Source organism: Streptomyces sp. NBC_01276 (assembly GCF_041435355.1).
Classification (GTDB): Bacteria; Actinomycetota; Actinomycetes; order Streptomycetales; family Streptomycetaceae; genus Streptomyces.
In genome coordinates, this window is record NZ_CP108442.1 from 2230483 (window position 1) to 2250534 (window position 20052).

General features: G+C 72.2%; 22 protein-coding genes and 1 pseudogene. 2 read left to right on the top strand and 21 right to left on the bottom strand.

The window, feature by feature from the left end; translation table 11 throughout:
• Nucleotides 1–11: 11 nt before the first annotated feature.
• Together tsf and rpsB are read right to left on the bottom strand one after the other, a co-directional pair.
• On the bottom strand, nucleotides 12–848 hold the full coding sequence (gene tsf / locus OG295_RS09275; RefSeq protein WP_266842610.1) for a translation elongation factor Ts: 837 nt from the start codon (nucleotides 846–848) through the stop codon (nucleotides 12–14).
• A gap of 135 nt (nucleotides 849–983) precedes the next feature.
• Nucleotides 984–1862 (bottom strand): 30S ribosomal protein S2, encoded by an 879-nt coding sequence (gene rpsB, locus OG295_RS09280; protein ID WP_280918380.1) that lies wholly within the window; start codon nucleotides 1860–1862, stop codon nucleotides 984–986.
• Nucleotides 1863–2113: 251 nt separating this feature from the next.
• On the opposite strand from rpsB, the gene OG295_RS09285 reads away from it, so the two are divergent.
• On the top strand, nucleotides 2114–2602 hold the full coding sequence (locus OG295_RS09285) for a M23 family metallopeptidase (RefSeq protein WP_371676457.1): 489 nt from the start codon (nucleotides 2114–2116) through the stop codon (nucleotides 2600–2602).
• A gap of 96 nt (nucleotides 2603–2698) precedes the next feature.
• Here OG295_RS09285 and OG295_RS09290 read toward each other — a convergent pair whose 3' ends face one another.
• From OG295_RS09290 to proS, 18 genes and pseudogenes are all read right to left on the bottom strand, one after another.
• Nucleotides 2699–3256 (bottom strand): TetR/AcrR family transcriptional regulator, encoded by a 558-nt coding sequence (locus OG295_RS09290; RefSeq protein WP_371681144.1) that lies wholly within the window; start codon nucleotides 3254–3256, stop codon nucleotides 2699–2701.
• 63 nt (nucleotides 3257–3319) lie between these two features.
• A complete protein-coding gene (whiG, locus tag OG295_RS09295; protein WP_371676458.1) occupies nucleotides 3320–4156 on the bottom strand; it encodes an RNA polymerase sigma factor WhiG in 837 nt (278 codons plus the stop codon).
• Between the two features lie 209 nt (nucleotides 4157–4365).
• The gene (gene dprA, locus OG295_RS09300) at nucleotides 4366–5517 is read right to left on the bottom strand and encodes a DNA-processing protein DprA (protein ID WP_371681145.1); all 1152 of its coding nucleotides are present in this window, start codon (nucleotides 5515–5517) and stop codon (nucleotides 4366–4368) included.
• Between the two features lie 59 nt (nucleotides 5518–5576).
• Nucleotides 5577–7202, bottom strand: a complete 1626-nt coding sequence (locus OG295_RS09305) for a YifB family Mg chelatase-like AAA ATPase (protein ID WP_371676459.1) — start codon at nucleotides 7200–7202, stop codon at nucleotides 5577–5579.
• Nucleotides 7202–7573 (bottom strand): YraN family protein, encoded by a 372-nt coding sequence (locus tag OG295_RS09310; protein WP_371676460.1) that lies wholly within the window; start codon nucleotides 7571–7573, stop codon nucleotides 7202–7204. The genes OG295_RS09305 and OG295_RS09310 overlap by 1 nt, the downstream gene beginning before the upstream one ends.
• 117 nt (nucleotides 7574–7690) lie before the next feature.
• A complete protein-coding gene (locus OG295_RS09315) occupies nucleotides 7691–7999 on the bottom strand; it encodes a DUF2469 domain-containing protein (protein ID WP_003965949.1) in 309 nt (102 codons plus the stop codon).
• 55 nt (nucleotides 8000–8054) lie between these two features.
• Nucleotides 8055–8573 (bottom strand): NUDIX hydrolase, encoded by a 519-nt coding sequence (locus OG295_RS09320; protein WP_371676461.1) that lies wholly within the window; start codon nucleotides 8571–8573, stop codon nucleotides 8055–8057.
• Nucleotides 8563–9324: a signal peptidase I gene (gene lepB, locus OG295_RS09325; RefSeq protein WP_371676462.1), complete on the bottom strand. Its 762-nt coding sequence runs from the start codon at nucleotides 9322–9324 to the stop codon at nucleotides 8563–8565. The genes OG295_RS09320 and lepB (OG295_RS09325) overlap by 11 nt, the downstream gene beginning before the upstream one ends.
• Before the next feature lie 42 nt (nucleotides 9325–9366).
• Nucleotides 9367–10269 (bottom strand): signal peptidase I, encoded by a 903-nt coding sequence (lepB, locus tag OG295_RS09330; RefSeq protein ID WP_266842600.1) that lies wholly within the window; start codon nucleotides 10267–10269, stop codon nucleotides 9367–9369.
• A pseudogene (gene lepB / locus OG295_RS09335) lies at nucleotides 10241–11334 on the bottom strand (signal peptidase I); the annotation flags it as partial. The gene lepB (OG295_RS09330) and the pseudogene lepB (OG295_RS09335), both read right to left, overlap by 29 nt.
• Nucleotides 11327–12109, bottom strand: coding sequence for a signal peptidase I (gene lepB / locus OG295_RS09340; RefSeq protein WP_371676463.1), 783 nt, complete (start codon nucleotides 12107–12109; stop codon nucleotides 11327–11329). The gene lepB (OG295_RS09340) and the pseudogene lepB (OG295_RS09335), both read right to left, overlap by 8 nt.
• 44 nt (nucleotides 12110–12153) lie before the next feature.
• On the bottom strand, nucleotides 12154–12504 hold the full coding sequence (gene rplS, locus OG295_RS09345; RefSeq protein WP_030227407.1) for a 50S ribosomal protein L19: 351 nt from the start codon (nucleotides 12502–12504) through the stop codon (nucleotides 12154–12156).
• A 133-nt stretch (nucleotides 12505–12637) separates the two neighbouring features.
• On the bottom strand, nucleotides 12638–13459 hold the full coding sequence (gene trmD, locus OG295_RS09350; RefSeq protein ID WP_371676464.1) for a tRNA (guanosine(37)-N1)-methyltransferase TrmD: 822 nt from the start codon (nucleotides 13457–13459) through the stop codon (nucleotides 12638–12640).
• Complete coding sequence (rimM, locus tag OG295_RS09355; protein ID WP_371676465.1) at nucleotides 13459–14022, bottom strand: ribosome maturation factor RimM; 564 nt, start codon at nucleotides 14020–14022, stop codon at nucleotides 13459–13461. The genes trmD and rimM overlap by 1 nt, the downstream gene beginning before the upstream one ends.
• A 167-nt stretch (nucleotides 14023–14189) precedes the next feature.
• Complete coding sequence (locus tag OG295_RS09360; protein WP_042810017.1) at nucleotides 14190–14429, bottom strand: RNA-binding protein; 240 nt, start codon at nucleotides 14427–14429, stop codon at nucleotides 14190–14192.
• A gap of 2 nt (nucleotides 14430–14431) precedes the next feature.
• The gene (rpsP, locus tag OG295_RS09365; protein WP_266784074.1) at nucleotides 14432–14872 is read right to left on the bottom strand and encodes a 30S ribosomal protein S16; all 441 of its coding nucleotides are present in this window, start codon (nucleotides 14870–14872) and stop codon (nucleotides 14432–14434) included.
• Between the two features lie 267 nt (nucleotides 14873–15139).
• Nucleotides 15140–15739, bottom strand: a complete 600-nt coding sequence (locus tag OG295_RS09370) for a hypothetical protein (protein ID WP_280918391.1) — start codon at nucleotides 15737–15739, stop codon at nucleotides 15140–15142.
• A gap of 204 nt (nucleotides 15740–15943) precedes the next feature.
• Nucleotides 15944–17356 (bottom strand): proline--tRNA ligase, encoded by a 1413-nt coding sequence (gene proS, locus OG295_RS09375; RefSeq protein WP_371676466.1) that lies wholly within the window; start codon nucleotides 17354–17356, stop codon nucleotides 15944–15946.
• Nucleotides 17357–17487: 131 nt separating this feature from the next.
• Between proS and OG295_RS09380 the strand changes: the two genes are divergently transcribed.
• Nucleotides 17488–18168: a methyltransferase type 11 gene (locus OG295_RS09380; RefSeq protein WP_371676467.1), complete on the top strand. Its 681-nt coding sequence runs from the start codon at nucleotides 17488–17490 to the stop codon at nucleotides 18166–18168.
• A gap of 34 nt (nucleotides 18169–18202) precedes the next feature.
• On the opposite strand, the gene ftsH is transcribed toward OG295_RS09380, so the two are convergent.
• Nucleotides 18203–20026 (bottom strand): ATP-dependent zinc metalloprotease FtsH, encoded by a 1824-nt coding sequence (gene ftsH / locus OG295_RS09385; protein ID WP_371681146.1) that lies wholly within the window; start codon nucleotides 20024–20026, stop codon nucleotides 18203–18205.
• Between the last annotated feature and the right edge of the window lie 26 nt (nucleotides 20027–20052).

Below are 20052 nucleotides of genomic sequence, written 5' to 3' on the forward strand. Positions count from 1 at the left end.
TACGGACGGACTCAGATGCCGACCTTGATGCGGGTGAAGCGCTTCAGGGTGACACCGGCCTCGTCCAGAACCTTCTGGACGGACTTCTTGTTGTCCAGGGCGTACGGCTGGCCGAGCAGCGTGGCGTCCTTGAAGAAGCCGTTGACGCGACCCTCGACGATCTTGGCGATCGCGGCCTCGGGCTTGCCCTCGGCGCGGGTGGTCTCCTCGGCGACGCGGCGCTCGGACTCGACGATCTCGGCCGGGACGTCCTCGGCGGTCAGGTACTTCGGCGCGAACGCGGCGATGTGCTGGGCGATGCCCTTGGCCAGGTCGGCGTCGGCCTTGTCCAGCTCGACCAGGACACCGATCTGCGGGGGCAGGTCGGGCATGGTGCGGTGCATGTAGGAGGCCACGAAGGCACCCTCGTACGCCGCGAAGCGGTCCAGGACGATCTTCTCGCCGAGGTTGGCGTTGGCCTCGTCCACGAACGCCTGGACGGTCTTGCCGGCCTCGATCTCGGACGCCAGCAGCGCCTCGATGTCCGCCGGGGAGGTGGCGGCCACGTGGGCGGCGAGCTGGTCGGCGACGGCCAGGAACTTCGGGCTCTTCGCGACGAAGTCGGTCTCGCACTTGAGCTCGACGAGGACACCGGAGGTGCCGTCGGCGGCGATCAGGGAGGTGACGGCACCGTTCTCGGCGGAACGGCCCTCGCGCTTGGCGACACCCTTCAGGCCCTTGACGCGCAGGATCTCGTTGGCCTTGGTGACGTCACCGTCGGCCTCGACGAGCGCGTTCTTGCAGTCCAGCATGCCGGCGCCGGTGAGCTCGCGGAGCTTCTTGACGTCAGCGGCGGTGTAGTTCGCCATGAGTCTGTGATTCTCTCTCGAAGTCGTAGATCTACGGGTGAACGGCGGAGGCGCCGCGCTCGTGGCGCGGCTCCCCCGCCGTCATCGTCCGTGCTGCGAGTGCCCGGCGGATGAACGCCGGGCCCACTCAGTGGGTCAGGCCTGCTCGGCGTCGGCGGCCGGAGCCTCGACAGCCTCGGCGGCCGGGGCCTCGACGGCGGCGTCGGCCGCGGGGGCCTCGGCGTCGTCGGCCTTCTTCTCACCCTCGAGCAGGTCGCGCTCCCACTCGGCGAGCGGCTCGGCGGCGGCCTTCTCGCCCGGCTTCGAGTCACCGGTCGCAGCACCGGAGCGGGCGATGAGGCCCTCGGCGACGGCGTCGGCGATCACGCGGGTGAGCAGGGTGACGGAGCGGATCGCGTCGTCGTTGCCCGGGATCTTGTAGTCGACCTCGTCGGGGTCGCAGTTGGTGTCGAGGATCGCGACCACGGGGATGTGCAGCTTGCGCGCCTCACCGACCGCGATGTGCTCCTTCTTGGTGTCGACGATCCAGACGGCGCTGGGAACCTTCGACATCTCGCGGATACCACCGAGGGTCTTCTCCAGCTTGGTCTTCTCGCGGGAGAGGACCAGGAGCTCCTTCTTGGTGAGACCCGAGGCGGCGACGTCCTCGAAGTCGATCGCCTCAAGCTCCTTCAGACGCTGGAGGCGCTTGTAGACGGTGGAGAAGTTGGTGAGCATGCCACCGAGCCAACGCTGGTTGACGTACGGCATGCCGACGCGCGTCGCCTGCTCGGCGATGGCCTCCTGGGCCTGCTTCTTCGTACCGACGAACATGATGGAGCCACCGTGCGCGACGGTCTCCTTCACGAACTCGTAGGCGCGGTCGATGTACGACAGCGACTGGAGCAGGTCGATGATGTAGATGCCGTTGCGCTCGGTGAAGATGAAGCGCTTCATCTTCGGGTTCCAGCGACGGGTCTGGTGACCGAAGTGGACGCCGCTTTCCAGCAGCTCCCGCATCGTTACGACGGCCATGGCCATCTCCTTGTTTTCTCGGTTTGGTTCCTGACGCCCCGCCGCGCCCTGCCCCGAAGAGGGACCGAGAGACGCTGTTCACCAGGCCGGATCCGGCCGATGCTGGGGCGTGCGAAGTCGACCCGGTGACCCGGATCGCCACAAGAAGTGTACGGGACCCGGCGGTATGCCGGGTGACGCCGTTGTCCACACCCTTTCGGCCATCCACAGGCACGGCCGCCCGCGGCCGTGCGCGCGGCAGCATTGTCGGCATGACGACACTGCTGCTCACCCTGCTGCTGGCGCTGGCCCCCGCCCTGCCCCGGACCCTCGTCCCGGAGCCCGTCCCGGCGGTCCGGCCACTGCCCCCGCCGCTGTCCGTGACGCGCTGGTGGGATCCGCCGCCGACGCCCTACGCGGCCGGCCACCGCGGGGTGGACCTGGCCGCTCCGGTGGGGGCGCGGGTACGGGCCGTCGGACCGGGGCGGGTGCACTACGCCGGGCAGGTCGCGGGCCGCGGGGTGCTCTCGCTCACCCTCCCCGGGGGCCGGCGCACGACCTACGAGCCGGTGCGGCCGCTGGTCGCGGAGGGGGAGGAGGTCACGGCGGGACAGGAGGTCGCGGTCCTCACGGCCGGCTCGCACTGCCCGGCCCCGTGCCTGCACTGGGGCCTGCTGACCGGCGAGAACACCTACCTCGACCCGCTGACCCTGCTCCCCCGCCCCACGCCCCGCCTCCTGCCGACGGCCGGGCCCTCATAGGACGGGCCCCTCACAGGACGGGGGGACCGCCTAGGGGGTGTCTGACGGATGTGCGTGCCGGGCGTCGCGACGCCGCGGATATCCGTCAGACACCCCCTAGCCGCGCACGCCCCGCAGGGCCATGGCGACGGCGGCCTCGGTCACCACGTCGGGCGCCTCGGCCGCGCCGAGCTCGATCCGGCGCACCGCGGCGTCCACGACGCCCTGCAGCAGCATCGCGGCCAGCCGCGGCTCCGTGTGGCCCAGGGCGCCGAGGGCCTCGACGACCATCGCGACCAGGCCGCCGTGCGCGGCGCGGATCTTCTCCCGCGCGCCCGCGTCCAGCTCACTGGCGGAAATGGCCACCACCGCCTGGTGCCGGCGGTCCCCCACCAGCCCGAGCTGGCTGCGCACGTACGCCTCGATCTTCGCCCCGGGCGTCTGCGCCGCCTCCATGGCGGCCTCGATCTCGGCGGCCCACACGGGGAAGTCCACCGCACACAGCTCTTCGACCACGGCCGCGCGCGACCGGAAGTACTCGTACACGGACGACCGGGCTAGCCCGGTCCGCTCCGCGAGGGCGGGGAAGGTCAGGGCTTCCGTCCCGCCTTCCGACAACAGGGAGCGCGCAGCGTCCAACAGGGCGCCGCGCTGCATCGACCGGTGCTCGGCCACGGAGGCCGCTCGAATCCTGGGCACGTCACCACTGTACGGAGGGTGTGCAAGGCCGGTGCCGGGTCAGCGGCCGACGTCGGCGAGCTTGGCCCTCAGCTGGAGCACGGACTTGGTGTGGATCTGGCTGACGCGACTCTCCGTCACGCCCAGCACGTTGCCGATCTCGGCGAGGGTGAGGCCCTCGTAGTAGTAGAGGGTCACGACCGTCTTCTCCCGCTCGGGGAGCGTGTTGATCGCCCGTGCGAGCAGTCGGCGCAGTTCCCGGTCCTCGGCCACCTCCACGGGGTCGTCGGCGGCGTGGTCCTCCAGGGTGTCCATCAGGGAGAGCCGGTCGCCGCCCTCCCCGCCGACGTGCAGCAGCTCTTCGAGGGCGACCACGTTGGCCAGGGACAACTGGCTGAAGACCGTGTGGAGTTCCTCGACCCCGATCCCCATCTCACCCGCGACCTCGCCCTCCGTCGGGGTCCGCCGCAGCTGGGCCTCCAGGGTGGCGTAGGCGCGCTCCACGGCCCGCGCCTTCTGCCGCACGGAGCGCGGGATCCAGTCGAGCGCCCGCAGCTCGTCGATCATCGCGCCGCGGATCCGGGTGATGGCGTACGTCTCGAACTTGATGGACCGTTCGATGTCGAACTTCTCGATCGCGTCGATCAGGCCGAAGACCCCGGAGGAGACGAAGTCGGCCTGTTCCACGTTGGGCGGCAGGCCGACGCTGACCCGGCCCGCCACGTACTTCACCAACGGCGAGTAGTGCAGGATCAGCTGCTCCCGCAGCCGTTCGTCGCCCGACTCCTTGTATGAGCGCCAGAGCACCTCCAGGGACGAGGGCGCGGTGGACCGCACGCTGCCACGGGCAGCGGGGGGCACCGCAGCGCGGTCGGACCCTGAGGTGTGCTGGGGCATGCTTCGCCTTTGCCGGAGCCGGATTCCTTGGGAGCGTAGCGTGACGGAAGTGTCGCGGTGCGCGAAGAGTACGGGATGGCGCGGGGGCGCAGCGGCGCCCGGACTCGCACGGGCGGCCCGGGACCGGCGCCTGGCGCTCGGCCCCGGCGGCTGCCACCGGGAAGACCGCGTCTCTCATCGGCTTCACTCTTTCACCGGAACGCCCCAGGTCAATGACCGCCTCGCCGGGTGGCCCGGGATTGCGCCCCCTCTCGTGGCGGGCGCGGGGTCAACCGCCAGTCGTCGCCCTGCCGTTCGACGAACCCCAGAGAGTGAAGTTCGTACAGTCTGCCGATGACTTCATCGGTGTCGGTGGCCGCGGCGAGGGAGATCTCCTCCAGCCGCGCGGGCCGGCCGGCGGGGAGCGCGTCGAGCACGCGCACGGTGTCCGGGGGCAGGAGGTCGCGGGCGAGCACCGGTCCGCGGCGCACGGGTGCCAGCTCGCCGATGTCGCCGACCAGTTCCACCACCTCGGCGGCGTCCGTGACGAGCTGCGCCTCGCCGCGCAGCAGCTCGTGCACCCCGGCGGAGAGGCCGCTGGTGGCGGGGCCGGGGACGCCCATGGTGAGGCGGCCGAGCCGCTGGGCCCGGCGGGCGGTGACCAGAGAGCCGCTGCGGTGGGCCGCCTCGACGACCACGGTGCCCCGGGTGAGGGCGGCGATGACCCGGTTGCGCAGGACGAAGCGGCTCGGGGTGGGGTTGCCGCCGGGCGGCAGCTCCCCCAGCACCAGCCCCTGACGGGCGATCCGGCCGAGGAGCCCGGCGTGGCCACGGGGGTAGCTCACGTCCACTCCGCAGGCCAGCACCGCGACGGTGGCGCCACCGGTGCCGAGGGCGCCCCGGTGCGCGGCGCCGTCGATCCCGTACGCGGCGCCGGAGACGACCACCCAGCCCCGTTCGGCGAGCCCGGCGGCGAGGGTCTGCGCCATGTGGGCCCCGTACGGGGTGCACGCGCGGGCCCCGACCACGGCGACCGAGCGCAGGGCCCAGGTCCGCAGGTCGGCGCCGCCCCGCAGCCACAGCCCGACGGGCCGGGCGTCCCCGAGGTCGTCCAGCTGGGTCGGCCACTCCGCCGAACCCGGCGGGACGAACCGGCACCCCACCGCGGCAGCCTCCGCGAGGTCCCGCCGGGGCTCGGCGAGGGCGGCCCGTCTGCGGTACCCGGCGATCCGCTCGGGTCCGACCCCGGTCAGCGCGCCGTGCCCCGGGCCGTCGCCGGTCAGGAGCCGCATCAGCCCGACGGCCCCGTGCTCGCGCAGCCACCGGCCCCCGCACTCGTCCCCGGGTTCCAGCACCCGGGTCAGCGCGACCCGCGCCAGCATCTCCGCCCCGGGCGGCCCGTCGCACTGCGGGACCTCCGCGTCCCCCGCCCCGTCGGCGGTCACCGCTGCGCCCCCGAGGCCATGGCCGCCCCGCGGGCGATCCCGGTGCGCAGTTCCAGCGCGACGGCCACGTCCAGCGCGTCGGGGCGGTCGCGGCCGCGCAGGTCGGCCACGGTCCAGGCGACCCGTAACACCCGGTCCAGGCCCCGCGCGGTCAGCAGTCCGCGCTCCATGTCCCGCTCGGCCCGGGCCAGTGCCCCGGGGCCGGCCGGCCAGCGGGTGCGCAGCTCGTGCCCGGGCACCTCGGAGTTCAGCCGCCAGGGCGTGTCGGCGAGCCGGGCGGCGGCCCGGTCGCGGGCCTCGCGGACCCGGGCGGCGACGGTCTCGGTGCTCTCCCCCCTGCCGCCCTGCCCGAGGAGGTCGGAGCGGGTCACGGGCTCGACCTCGACCCGCAGGTCGACCCGGTCCAGCAGCGGCCCCGACAACCGGGCCTGGTAACGCCGGATCACGGCGGCCGGGCATTCGCAGCCGGCGCCGTGCAGGGTGTGCCGCCCGCACGGGCAGGGGTTCGCGGCGAGGACCATCAGGAAGCGGGCCGGCAACCGGACCACCCCGGCGGCACGTGCGATGACCACGTGCCCCGCTTCGAGGGGCTGCCGCAGGGCGTCCAGCACCTTCCCGCTGAACTCCGCGGCCTCGTCCAGGAACAGCACGCCCCGGTGGGCCAGCGAGACCGCCCCGGGCCGGGGAATCCCGGCGCCGCCGCCGACCAGGGACTGCATCGTCGCGGAGTGGTGCGGGGCGCAGTACGGGGGCCGCCCGACCAGGGGTTCGCCGGGCGGCAGGATCCCCGCGACGGAGTGGACGGCGGTCACCTCCAGGGAGTCCTGCCGGTCGAGCGGGGGCAGGAGCCAGGGCAGCCGCTCGGCCAGCATCGTCTTGCCCGCGCCGGGCGGCCCGCTGAGGAAGAGGTGGTGGCCCCCGGAGGCGGCCACCTCCAGGGCCCGGCGGGCCGCGTACTGGCCGGCGACGTCGGCGAGGTCGGGCACCTCCGCGGCGTCACCCCCGCCCCGGGCCAGGCCCGTACCGAGTCCGGCGCCCGGCACCACCAGCCCCGCCAGTATCGGGTCGGGGCGTCCCGGCCGGTCCGGCGGCTCCTCGTCGGGCACCACCTCGTCGGTCAGGACGGCGATCAGCTGCCGCAGGCTGCGCACCCCGAGCACCGCGACGTCCGGGACCAGCCCGGCCTCACCGGCGCACTGTTCGGGCACCACCACCTGCCGGTACCCGGCCTCGGCGGCCGCGAGCACCGCGGGCAGGATCCCCCGCACCGGCCGGACCCGGCCGTCGAGGCCCAGCTCCCCGATGAGCACGAGGTCGGCGATCGCCCCGGGGTCGACCACCTCGGCGGCGCCCAGCACCGCGACCGCTACGGCGAGGTCGAAATGGGCGCCCGCCTTCGGGACGGACGCCGGGCTGAGCCCGACCGTGAGCTTCTTCTGCGGCCACTGGGCGCCGGAGTTCACCACGGCGGCCCGCACCCGGTCCCGGCTCTCGACCAGGGTCTTGTCGGGCAGCCCCACCAGGGTGAATGCGGCGACCCCCGGCTCCAGGTCGGCCTGGACCTCGACCAGTACGCCCTCGACGCCCACCAGGGCCACCGAGCAGGCCCGTGCGAAACCCATCAGGCCACCCCCCTGACGTGCTCCACCCGCGGCGCCCCACGGCGCGGCAGCAGCACTCCGACGAGGTCGATCCGCACCCCGCCCGGGGGCGGTCCGCCGTGATCGGCGAGCCAGCGCCCGGCGAGCCGTCGCAGCCGCTCGGCCTTGGCGGCCCGGACCGCGGCCATGGGGTGCTCGAAGACCCCCTGGCGGCGCGTCTTGACCTCGCACAGGACGAGGGCGTCCCCGTCCCGCGCGACGATGTCGACCTCCCCGCCCCGGCACCGCCAGTTCCGGGCGATCACCGTCATCCCCGACTCGGTCAGCCTCCGCACGGCGAGGTCCTCGCCGTACCGTCCCAGCGCCTGTCGTGCCACGCCCTTCGCGTTCATCCGGCACCACCTCCGGCACCGAGGTTCCCGTGTCCGGACGCACCGAGTGGATCTTGGTGGACAACCGGGGCGTTGTGGAAAACCCGCTCACCCCCAGGGGTGAGCGGGCGGGGCGGATCAGCCGCCCGGGAGTTCGAGGTCGCTCTTGTTGAGCTCCTCGATGTTCACGTCCTTGAAGGTCAGCACCCGTACCTGCTTGACGAAGCGCGCGGGCCGGTACATGTCCCAGACCCAGGCGTCCGCCATCGAGACCTCGAAGAAGACCTCCCCCTGGACCGAGTGCACCTGCATCTCGTAGTCGTTGGTGAGGTAGAAACGGCGTTCGGTCTCGATCACGTACTTGAACAGCCCGACGACGTCGCGGTACTCCCGATAGAGCTTCAGCTCCATCTCGGTCTCGTACTTTTCGAGGTCCTCGGCACTCATGGCATGTTCCCCTTCAGCCGTGCGTCCCCCTATTGTGCGCCAGCGCCACGGGCCCCTAAACGATTTCCGGGGCCAGGACCACCGGAGCACCCGGAGGACCGTCGTCGAGCAGCGTGCGCAGCAGCTCGGCGAGTCTGGTCGGGTACACCGTCTCATGGGCCGCCAGCAGTTCCTCGGAGGTCCACCACCTCGCTCCCGCGACGCTGCGCCGCTCCAGCTCGGTGAGGCCGCCCATCTCGATCGCGGTCCGGGCGGTACGGGCGAGGAAGTACCACTCGTCCTGTTCCCAGCGTCTCCCGTCGAAGGGGAAGGCGCAGTACCGGTGCCACAGCACCGGTCCCAGCTCGACCTCTGTGATCCCCGTCTCCTCGGCGAGTTCCCGCAGCGCCGCCTGCTCCCGGCTCTCGTCGCCCTCCAGCCCTCCGCCGGGCGTGAACCACCAGTCGGCGGCGGGATCGTCCGGTTCGAAGCCGTGCAGCAACAGGATCCGGTCCTCGGGGTCCAGCAGGATGACCCGGGAGACCTTCCGCGGCTCCGGGTCCGGATGCCCGTCGGCGCCCGGCTCAGCGGGCACCGGAGGTCTCCCGCCGCCCGCGCCCCAGGATCCGTACGAGGGGTCCGTAGGCGGCCCCCAGCACCACCAGGAGGGCTCCGGCCACCACCGCCGCCACCTGGAGCCGCAGGGGTCCCGGGGCGGAGATCCCACCGGGCAGCGAGGCGTACGCCCGCGGCCGCTCCACCATGGTCATCGACGGCCAGGCCAGCGCGTCGACCCGGGCCGACACGGCCGACCGGGGCACGGTGCCCTGGCCGGCCTCCTGGAGGTGCGCGCGGGAGTCGAGCGAGGCACCGCGATGGTCACCGAGCAGGAAGAGGTTGCCCTCGGGCACCTTCACCTCGTACGGGGCGCCGGCCGTCCCGAGCGCCGCCCCGGCGCTGCCCGCCCGGTCGAGGTAGGGCTCGTCGAGCTCCTTGCCGTTCACGGTCAGCCGGCCGCCCTGGTCGCAGCAGCGGACGGTGTCGCCGCCCACGGCCACGACCCGCTTGACCATCGGCGAGCCGCTCCACTCCGTGTCGGTGAAGACGACGATGTCGCCGCGGCGCACCTGATCGCCGTCGATCCGCTGTGCCAGCACCCGGTCGTTCGGCCGCACCGTCGGCACCATCGAGTCGGTCGGCACCGTGTACGGCTGGTACACCAGGGCCCCCCAGACGAAACCACCGAGGAAGAGCACGAAACCGATGGCCACGGCGAGCCCCGACAACACGTTGCCGAGGCCGCCGCGGCCACCGGTGGTCCCGCGTCCTGCCTGTGTTCCGCCCATTGCAGCGCCCCCGCCTCGGAGATCGTCGACCTGGGCGGCACCCTACCGGGCGGTACGCCCGGTAGTCAGCCTCCTCCTGCGCCACAGCACCACGGGCACCGCGCCCGTGAGGCCCAGCGCCGCCGGGCCGAGCCCGACCGGGGCGAGGCCGGAGGCCCCGAGGCCGAGGGCGGTCGCCGCCGCCTGGTGGTTGATGCCGGGCTGGTCGAAGGTGTCCGGAACCGGGAGGGTGGCCCAGCGGGTGAGCGGCCACGCGACCACCACGGCCCGCCCGACGACCTTGTCGACCGGCACGAAGCCCTGGGTGGAGTCCTGCATGTGGTAGCGGGAGTCCTGGGAGTTCTGGCGGTGGTCGCCCATCACCCAGATCTTGCCCTTGGGCACGGTGATCGGGCCGAAGGGGGCGTCGTCGCAGGCGGTGTTGCCGGGGTAGATGTACGGCTCGTCCAGCGCCTTGCCGTTGACGACGACCGGTCCCCCCTTCTTGCACTCCACGGTGTCCCCGCCGATGGCGATGGTCCGCTTGATCAGGTCCTTCTCCTCGGCGGACGGCATCAGGCCGATCCAGCTGAGGGCCTTCTGCACGATGTTCGGCTCAGGGGTGGGCTCCCCCGCCAGCCAGCTCGCCGGATCGTGGAAGACGACGACCTCGCCGCGCTCGGGCTCCGAACCGAACCACGGGGTCAGCTTGTCCACCAGCACCCGGTCGCCGCGCTGCAGGGTGTTCTGCATCGAATCGGACGGGATCGAGAACGCCTGTACCAGGAAGGTCTTGATCAGCAGGGCCAGCAGGAGGGCGATACCGATGAGGAGCGGGAGCTCCTTCCAGAAGGACCGCTGCGGCCGCGCGTCCGCGTCGCCCGTCTCGGCACCGGTCTCGCGCTCGACGGCATCGTCCGGCCGCTCCTCGCCCTCATCGCGTCCGGACCGCGCGCCTACCGCCACGTCCCCCACATCCACTCCTCGTTCGGAATTCGCGTCCCGCGCCGGATCGGTCGACGGGCCCTCCCCTCCCTTAACGAGCGGGAGTTCCCTAAGGCGCGGGAGACCGAGGACACACTATGCGAACGCCGTGCCCCGACGGCGCCCAAGGCGTCCGCGCCGCCGACCGGTTCGCGCCGGATCCGGCACCTGCAGGAAGGTCGCCGGCTGTTCCAGCCTGCGCCAGTGGTCGAAGGGCCAGGCGATCACCACCGCCTGCCCGACCACGCCGTTCTCGTCGATCGTGCCGTCGAAGGCCTCGTCGAGGTGGTAACGGGAGTCGGCCGAATTGGCGCGGTGGTCACCCATCACGAAGAGACGTCCCTTCGGCACGTGCACCTCGAAACGGATCTCGGACGGGGCGTTGCCCGGTGACACGTACGGCTCATCGAGCGGCGCGCCGTTGACGGTCACCCGGCCCCGCGCGTCGCAGCACTTCACGGTGTCCCCGCCGACGCCGACGACCCGCTTGATGAGGTCCTGCTCGTCGGCGGACGGCAGCAGGCCGATGAAGGTCAGGGCCTCCTTGATCTGCTTGATCCCGGCAGGGTCCTGGTCCGGCTGGGCGGCCTCGCCCTTGAGCCAGCCTCCCGGGTCCTTGAACACGACGACGTCGCCGCGTTCGACCTTGGAGCCGAACCACGGGGTGAGCTTGTCCACCAGCACCCGGTCGCCGATCCGGATCGTCTGCTCCATCGAGCCGGACGGGATGAAGAACGCCTGCACCAGGAAGGTCTTGAGCAGCAGCGCGATGCACAGGGCGACGACCACCAGCAGCGGGAGCTCGCCCGCCCGGCGGGTGCGCCGGCGCCGCCGGACCCGGCGCGCCAGCCGGCGCCGCTCGGCCCGGCCACCGGGCTCCGGCGCGGCGGGTTCCTCCCCGGAGCCCCCGGAGGAAGCGGACCCGGACCCGGACTCGGACGCGGACCCGGGGGAAGGAGCGGGCTCGGGAGCGGGCCGCGCGGCCGGATCCGGTTCCGGCTCGCGCCCCTTGTCCCGACCGCCCCTCGGGCGTCCCCGGCTACCCATGGGAGCCGCCGCCGACCCGGGACCACGCCCCCGCGCCGTCAGGCAGCGAGCCCCAGCGCGTCACCGGCCAGCCGAGCCAGTCGGCCCGTCCGATCACCTTCTCCACCGGCACCATCCCGCCGCCCGGCTCCCCCAGGTGGTCCCGGGAGTCACGGGACTGGGAGCGGTGGTCGCCCATGACCCACAGGGTCCCCAGCGGGACCACGATCCGGAAGGGCACCGCGGAGGGCGCGTCACCCGGGTGGAGGTAGGGCTCGTCGACCGCGACCCCGTTGACCTTGATCCGGCCGGCCACGTCGCAGCACACCACGTCGTCCCCGCCGACGCCCACGACCCGCTTCACGAAGTCCGTCTCCGCGGGCTCCGCGAGCCCGAGCGCCGAGAACGCGCCGTGGACGGCCTCGCCGACCGGGTTGCCCGCGGGACGTTCGCGCACGAAGGAGCCGGTCCCGTCGAAGACGACCACGTCCCCGCGCTTCGGCTCCTGGCCGAAACGGTACGCCAGCTTGTTGACCAGGACCCGGTCCCCGACCTTCAGGGTCGGCTCCATCGAGCGGCTGGGGATCAGGAACGGCTGGACCACGAAGTCGGCGAACAGCAGCAGGAAGACGGTGCAGGCCACACCGAGCAGCCCCGCCCGGCGCCAGGACGACGAGCGTCCGCCCCATCCGGAAAACCGTCCGGAAAACCGTCCGGAAAACGCAGAACGCGGCCCCTCCTCCCCCTGCTCGGGGGAGGAGTGGCCGCGCTGTGTGAGCTCTGCTTCGGTGTCCATCGGGGGCGAGCCTATCCGGCCTTCCCGTGGACCCGGAGAGGAGATCAGCGGTCGCGCTTCTCCTTGATCTTCGCGGCCTTGCCGCGGAGCTCACGGAGGAAGTACAGCTTGGCGCGACGCACGTCACCGCGGGTGACGAGCTCGATCTTCTCGAAGATCGGGGAGTGCACGGGGAAGGTGCGCTCGACGCCGACGCTGAAGGAGACCTTGCGAACGGTGAAGGTCTCGGAGACGCCAGAGCCCTGGCGACGGATGACAACGCCCTTGAACTGCTGGATACGGGAGCGGTTGCCCTCGATCACGCGGACGTGCACGTTGATCGTGTCACCCGGGCGGAAGGCCGGGACGTCCGTGCGCAGGGAGGCGGCGTTGACGCCATCGAGCAGGTGAGACATGTTCTTCGTCTGCTTTCTTCGCACGACGCCACAGGTCGCCGGTGCGGATTTCCGTAGAGAATTCGGGAGCCGTGGCACTTCGCGGACGACGGTCCCCCTGTGGCAGGGGCGTACGCGAGCACACAGCAGCCGCCTATTCTTCCACGGCCTGCGGCCTGCGCCAAAATCGGCCGTCGGCGGTGGGCTTCCAGCCCAGGATGCTCAGGATCTCCCGGTCCTTCTTGTCGAAGGCGGAGGCATCGCAGCGCTCGATCAGGTCCGGGCGGTTGCGCGCCGTCCGGCGGAAGGCCTCGTCCCGGCGCCACCGTGCGATCTTCCCGTGGTGGCCGCTGAGCAGCACCTCGGGGATCCCGCGCCCGCGCCACTGCGGGGGCTTGGTGTAGACGGGGCCCTCCAGCAGGTTGGCCATCTCGCCGGGCGCGAAGGAGTCGTCGCGGTGCGATTCCGCATTGCCGAGCACCCCCGGCAGGAGCCGGGCCACGGCCTCCGTGACGACCAGGACGGCGGCCTCGCCGCCCGCCAGGACGTAATCGCCGATGGAGACCTCGTAGACCGGCATCCGCGTCGCGTACTCGTCGATGACGCGGCGGTCGATGCCCTCGTACCGGGCCGGGGTGAAGATGAGCCACGGGCGCTCGGAGAGCTCGACGGCCAGTTCCTGGGTGAAGGGACGGCCGCTGGGCGTCGGGACGACCAGGACCGGACCGCGGGCTCCCGTCTCGTAGCCGTCGGCGAGTGCCGAATCCAGGGCCTCGCCCCACGGGTCGGTCTTCATGACCATGCCCGGTCCGCCGCCGTACGGGGTGTCGTCGACCGTGTTGTGCCGGTCGTACGTCCAGTCCCGCAGGTCGTGAACGTGTACGTCGAGCTGGCCGCGCGCCCGCGCCTTGCCGACGAGGGAGACGTTCAGCGGCTCCAGGTACTCGGGGAAGATCGTGACGACGTCCAGCCGCATCAGGCGTCGTCCCCGCCCTCGGCCCCGGCGTCGCGCGTCGACACGATCTCGGCGCGGTCGTCGATCAGCCCGGGCGGCGGGGTGATGACGCAGCGCTGCTCCTCCAGGTCGATCTCGGCGACGATCTCCTCGACGAAGGGGATCATGACCTCGCTGCCGTCCGGGCGCTCGACGATGAAGAGGTCCTGGGAGGGCAGGTGGGAGATCTCCGTGATCCGGCCGACCTCCGTGCCGTCCTCGAGCACCACGTCCAGGTCCATCAGCTGGTGGTCGTAGTACTCGTCGGGCTCCTCCGGCAGCTCCGCCGGGTCGACGTCGGCGATCAGCAGGATGTTGCGCAGCGCCTCGGCGCCGGTGCGGTCCTTGACGCCCGCGAAGCGGAGCAGGAGCCGGCTGCTGTGCACCCGGCCCGCCTCGATGGTCAGCGGACCCGCCGACGCCGGGTCGGTCCGCAGGACGGCACCGGGGCTGAGCCGGAGCTCCGGCTCGTCCGTCCGCACCTCGACGGTGACCTCACCCTTGATCCCGTGGGCGCGGCCGATCCGCGCGACTACCAGCTCCACTGTGCGTCTCTTCCCCTTTTCACGGCCGGACCGCCGCCGCTCGCGCGGAGGTGGTACCTCCGCGTCGTGGTTTCTCCATCAATGGTCGCTCTGCTCACGCGCAGAAACGACTCGGGCCGGGGAGGGCGACGAACGCCCTCCCCGGCCCGTGCCGGTGATTCAAATGCTCAGCGGACCTGGTCCACGTCGACGAGGTCGACGCGGATCCCACGGCCGCCGATGGCGCCCACGACGGTACGCAGCGCACGTGCGGTGCGGCCGTTGCGGCCGATCACCTTCCCGAGGTCTTCCGGGTGGACCCGGACCTCGAGCACCTGTCCGCGGCGCAGGTTGCGCGAGGCGACCTGCACGTCGTCGGGGTTGTCCACAATGCCCTTCACGAGGTGCTCAAGAGCCTCCTCGAGCATGATCAGGCCTCGGTCGACTCGGCGGCGGCCTCAGCCTCGTCCGCCTTCTTGTCGGCCTTCTTGGCCTTCTGCGTGATGGCCTCGCCCTTGGTCTCGCCGATGCCCTCGAGGGCCTTGGCGAACTCGTCGAAGGAGCGACGCTTGCTCTCCTTCGTCGCCGGCTGGAGCAGCGGCGCGGGGGCCGGGAGGCCCTTGTGCGCCTGCCAGTCACCGGTCAGCTTCAGGATGGCGAGAACGGCCTCGGTGGGCTGGGCGCCAACGGACAGCCAGTACTGCGCACGCTCGGCGTTGACCTCGATGCGCGACGGGTTGTACGTCGGGTGGTAGATACCGATCTCTTCGATCGCGCGACCGTCACGGCGGGTGCGGGCGTCGGCGACGACGATGCGGTAGTGCGGCTGGCGAATCTTGCCGAGGCGCTTGAGCTTGATCTTGACTGCCACTGGAGTGGTGTCTCCTGAACTTGACGTGGTTGGGCACATGAGATGCCACGTGGGGTTGCGGTACTCGGGTGCCCGATGGACGCGTCAGCCGGAGGAGAGAGGGGTCCTATGCGACTGTCGAGTACAGCTGTCCATTGTGCCACATGCCTGCGGCGCTTCTCACGGGGAGGGGCGATCGGTGGCGTGCGGCAGCACGCCACCTGGCCGCCGCCCCGTCGGCGGGCCCACGCCCGACCGCCGCCCCCGTACGGCCGTGGGGCCGCGGGCTCAGGAGGCGGCCGCCGAAACCGCGACCTCGGGGATGCGGAACGGCTTCATGCAGCCGCCGCACACGATCGGCGCCTGGGCCAGCACGGACGGGACCACCCGGACGTTGCGCCCGCAGTCGCAGACCGCCTTGACCCGTACGCCGCCGCCGGAGGAGCCGTGCCGGGCGGCCGGACCGCGGAAGCTGCGCTTGGTGTCGGCGGCCGTGGCCGCCGTGTGCGCCTTCAGTGCGCGCTGGAGCCGCTCCATGGTGGGGCGGTAGCGCTTCTTGGCCTCGGGATTGAGGGAGACCAGGGAGAACCCGCTGCTGGCGTGCGGCTCCTCCGAGTGGTCCAGCCCCATCTCCTCGGCGATCGCCAGGAATCTGCGGTTGTGGTAGCGGCCGGCTCGCGAGGTGTCACGGACACCGCGGGCGGCGGCGATGCCGTGGACTGCCTCGTGCAGCAGTCGCTCGAAGGAGAGTTCCGCGCCGCAGGCGGACGAGGACTCTCCGATCAGGGACTCGGGCGCGGCAAGGTCAGGCAGCTCGGGGTGGTACCGCTGAATGTCGGCCCACGCCTGCGCCAGCTCTGCGGCGAGAACAGGTGGTGTCGTGCTCACGTCGTGACAACGAGCCGGGGTGCCCCGGTGTTCCGATTCCGGGCCATTCCAAATTTTTTGCACGTACCAGTCAGTTCACTCTGATGCGTCCCGACGAGGACGGGTGCGTAGATCTCAGGATGAGTCGGTACGTAACGAAGACCGGCAATGGCCACGCCCCCGGCGCGCGGCCGAAGCCGCACGCCGGGGGCGTGATGCAGTGCGTCAGTACGAGCGCGCGACGATGGCGAGGGTACCGGGAGCGTCGTCCGTCTCCGGAACCGACCCGTCCGCCGCGATCAGGCAGCGTACGGAGACGGCCTGCTCGGCCAGCTTGGCCTCGCCCTCGGGGCCCAGGTCGGCCCACGGGATGCGCGCCCAGCCGCCGGCGACGGCGGCCTCGGCGGCCTCCTCGATGGTCGAGACGTCCGACGTACGGGCCTCGCGGCGCTCGCGGGACTCGCGCAGCAGCTGCGCCTGGTCCTCTTCGAGGACCTTGGGCAGCAGGTCGGCGAGGGCGTCGATCTGCACGGGGGTCTTCCCGCCCGGGATCCGGCGGGCCAGCATCGCGGTGCCGGCCTCCAGGTCGCGGGGGCCGATCTCGATGCGGACCGGTACGCCCTTGAGCTCCCAGTCCACGGCGCGACGGCCGAAGGGGGTGTCGACGCGGTCGTCGACCTGGACGCGGATGCCGGCGGCCTTCAGCTGCGCGCCCAGCTCGCGGACCTTCGCCACGGCCTCGTCGCCCTTGATCGCCATGACGACGACCTGGACGTGCGCGAGGCGCGGCGGGACGCGCAGGCCGTTGTCGTCACCGTGGGACATGATCAGACCGCCGACCATGCGGGTCGAGACGCCCCACGAGGTCTGCCAGACCAGCTCCTGCTTGCCTTCCTTCGACAGGTACTGGGTGTTGAAGGCCTTGGCGAAGTTGGTGCCGAGCTCGTGGCTCGTACCCAGCTGGAGCGCCTTGCCGTCGCCCATCATGCCTTCGAGGGTGAGGGTGTTGATGGCGCCGGCGAAGCGCTCCTTGGCGGTCTTGCGGCCGAGCACGACGTCGATGCCGAGCACGTTCGTCATGAAGTCGCCGTAGACGTCGCGGTGGATGCGGGCGGCGTATTCGCGGGCGTCCTCGTACGTCGCGTGGGCGGTGTGGCCCTCCTGCCAGAGGAACTCGCTCGTACGGAGGAACACGCGGGGGCGCATCTCCCAGCGGACCACGTTGGCCCACTGGTTGATCAGCAGGGGCAGGTCCCGGTAGCTCTGGACCCACTTGGAGAAGTAGTCGTTGATGATCGTCTCGGAGGTGGGCCGGACGACGACCGGCTCCTCCAGCTCCTTGCCGCCGCCGTGGGTGACGACCGCGAGCTCGGGGGCGAAGCCCTCGACGTGCTCGGCTTCCTTCGTCAGGTACGACTGCGGGATGAACAGCGGGAAGTACGCGTTCTGGGCACCCGCGTCCTTGATGCGGGCGTCCATCTCCTGCTGCATCCGCTCCCACAGGCCGTAGCCGTACGGTCGGATGACCATCGTGCCGCGGACCGGACCGTTGTCGGCCAGCTCGGCCTTGTTGATCAGATCCTGGTACCAGCGGGGGAAATCCTCCGCCTGCGGGGTGAGAACGGGTGCCTTTGCCATGGCGCGAATGGTACGGCGCCGGGCGCACCGAGCGTGAATCGGGTGGCGCACTCCTCTGGACGCGGGGGCGAATGGGGAGTTCCCTGGCAACGGGGGCAAGGGGGCGAGACGGAATCAGGAGCGCTCTTTCGATGACACCGACGCCGACGGCGACGCTCGTCGCCCGGGACTGGGCGGAGATCCAGGAACGGATGCTGGTACCGCTGTACGAGGCGGTCTACGACCGGCTGGAGGTCGGGCCGGGCGACCGGCTGCTGGGCCTCGGCTGCGGGGCCGGGCTGCCCCTGCTGCTGGCCGCGGGCCGGGGCGCCGCCGCCACGGGCGTGGAGGCGGATCCGGCCCGCCGGGCGCTGGCCCGGGAGCGGCTGCTGGAGGTGGTGGCGGATCCCCCGGTGCCCGCCGCGCGGCCGTACGACGTACTGCTGGCGCTCTCGCCGGCGCCGGGCGCCCTCGCGGAGGCCCTGCCGGCGGTCCGGCGGGGCGGCGCGGTGGTGCTGGCCGACTGGGGTCCGGCGGAGCGCTGCACGGTTCCGGCGGTGCTGGGCGGCGGCCCGGCGGCCCGGGACCTGGACGAGCTGGTGGCGGAGGCGGGCCTGGTGCCCGACGGGTCGGGGCGGGTGTTCTGCCCGTTCGGGTACGCGGACGTGGACAGCGCCGTACGGGGTCTGCTGTCCACCGGGCTCTACGACGCGGCGGCCGATCCCGCGCTGGCGGAGAAGGAGCTGTCCGAGGCGCTTCACCCGTACGAGCGGACCGACGGAGCCGTCTGGCTGCCGAACATCTTCCGCTACGTCGTCGCCCGGGTGGCCTGACGGCGGCCGCCGGGCGGCCGCGGGCCGCCCGGCGCTACTTCTCCAGGCGGGGGATCCCGGCCGCGGCGTACGCCGCCTTCTCGTCCAGGGTCTCGTGGGCGAGCAGGGCCTCGGCCAGGGCGTCGAGCTGCGGGCGGTGCTCGCGCAGGACGCGGCAGGCCTCCTCGTAGCACTCGTCGACGATGCGGCGCATCTCGTGGTCGACGGCGTCGAGGGTGGCGGGTGCGGCGGCGAGGCCGTAGGGGCTCTGTCCGTCGGAGGGGATGGCGGTCAGGCGTCCGACGCGCTCGCTCATGCCCCAGCGGCCGGCCATGCCGCGGGCGATGCCGGTGACCTGTTCCAGGTCGCTCTCGGAGCCCGTGGTGATGACGTCGTAGACGACGTGCTCGGCGGCCATGCCGCCCAGTGCGCCGATGATGCGGCCGCGGAGGTAGTCCTCGGTGTAGGCGTACCGGTCGGCGTCCGGGGCCGAGAGGGTGACGCCGAGCGCGCGGCCGCGGGGGACGATGGTGATCTTGCGTACGGGGTCGGCGCCGGGGCGGAGCATGCCGAGCAGGGCGTGCCCGCTCTCGTGGTACGCGGTGCGGCGGCGCTCCTCGTCGGGCATCACCAGGGACCGCTCCGCACCCAGCTGGATCTTCTCCAGGGCCTCGGACAGGTCGGCCGGGGTGACCTGGTCGCGCCGTCGTTTGACGGCCAGCAGGGCGGCCTCGTTGGCGAGGTTGGCGAGTTCGGCGCCCGTCATGCCCGGGGTGGTCCGGGCCACCCGGGTCAGGTCCACGTCGGGGGCGAGCGGGATGTCGCGGGTGTGGATGCGCAGGATGGCCGCCCGTCCGTCCCGGTCGGGCGGGGAGACGACCACCGTGCGGTCGAAGCGGCCGGGGCGGGTGAGTGCCGGGTCCAGGACGTCGGCCCGGTTGGTGGCGGCCAGCACGATCACGCCCTCGGCGCCGGAGAAGCCGTCCATCTCGGTGAGGATCTGGTTCAGGGTCTGTTCGCGTTCGTCGTGGCCGCCCACGCCGGCCCCGGCGCCGCGGGCGCGGCCGATGGTGTCGATCTCGTCGATGAAGATGATCGCGGGGGCCACCTTGCGGGCCTCCGCGAACAGTTCGCGCACCCGTGAGGCGCCCACGCCGACGATCATCTCGATGAACTCGGAGGCGGAGGCCGAGAAGAAGGGCACGCCCGCCTCGCCGGCGACGGCCCGGGCCAGCAGGGTCTTGCCGGTGCCGGGCGGGCCGGACAGCAGGACGCCGCGCGGCATCCGGGCGCCCATCCGGCGGTACTGTCCGGGGTTCTTCAGGAAGTCGACGACGTCGTTCAGCTCGCCCTCGACCTCGTCGATGCCCGCCACGTCCTCGAAGGTGGTGCGCTTGGCGCCCGCCAGCTCCACCGGCTTGGGCGGGGCCTTCCGGCCGAGGGCGCCCATGCCGCCCATCCCCGAGCCCATCCGCCGGGCGATGACCACCCACAGGAGGACCAGGAGCAGCATGGGGGCGAGGGAGAGCAGCAGATTGGCGAGGAAGCTGCGCTGTACGACGACCGGCGAGGCGGTCACGGTCACGTTGTGCTTGGTGAGGTTGGCCCACAGCTGGTCGTCGGCGAACGCGGGGCGCTGGGTGGTGAACTTGGTGTACTCGCCCTTGCCGTCGGGGAGCGGCTGCCCGGCCTTGAGCTCGCCCTGGATGGCGTCGCCCTTGGAGTAGATCTTCGAGACGTTGCCCGCGGCGACCTGCTTGCTGAACTCCGTGTACGAGACGACCGGCTCGTCGCCCTCGTTGAAGAAGGACAGGACCACGTTGGCGATCAGGTAGACGATCAGCGCGGTGAGGACCAGCCCGCGCCAGCCGCCGGGCATGCGTTTCCTGGGCGGCGGCGCGGGCG